Origin of the sequence: Streptococcus pseudopneumoniae, assembly GCF_001068775.1 — a bacterium.
Taxonomy (GTDB): domain Bacteria; phylum Bacillota; class Bacilli; order Lactobacillales; family Streptococcaceae; genus Streptococcus; species Streptococcus pseudopneumoniae_N.
The window spans coordinates 1-620 of the sequence record NZ_JWAJ01000105.1; the positions used below are offsets into that span (position 1 = coordinate 1).

General features: G+C 38.1%; 1 protein-coding gene. It reads left to right on the forward strand.

Features of this window, described 5'->3' with window-relative positions:
* Window positions 1-620: ISL3 family transposase (locus tag ADF68_RS05625; RefSeq protein ID WP_049548974.1), on the forward strand; the 620-nt coding region annotated here is incomplete at both ends.

Consider the following 620-nt stretch of genomic DNA (forward strand, 5'->3'; position numbering starts at 1 on the left):
AAAATCACTCAAAAATTAATCGAGAAAGTCCCTATGACGGCTATCGCAGAAAGTCTATCTGTCTCTACTTCGACAGTCATTCGTAAATTGAAAGAATTCAAATTCAAGACAGATTTATCTTTCCTTCCAACTCACATGTCTTGGGATGAATACAGCTTCAAGAAAGGTAAGATGAGCTTCATTGCACAAGATTTTGATTCCAGAAAGATCGTAGCTATCCTGGATGGGCGGACTCAAGTGACCATTCGCAATCATTTTCTTCGTTATTCTAGAAAGGTGAGAAGTCGCGTGAAAGTCATTACCATGGATATGTTTAACCCCTACTATGATATTGCCAGAAAACTTTTTTCTAACGCTAAAATCGTTCTCGACCGCTTTCACATTGTTCAACATCTCAGTCGAGCTATGAATCGTCTTCGCATCCAAGTCATGAATCAATTTAATAGAAAATCTCACGAATATAAAGCACTGAAACGTTACTGGAAACTCATTCAACAGGATAGCCGTAAACTCAATGATAAACGTTTTTATCGCCCAACTTTTCGGTCACACTTGATCAATAATGAGATTCTCGAAAAGCTCCTTGCATACTCTCAAGAACTTAGAGAGCACTATGAACT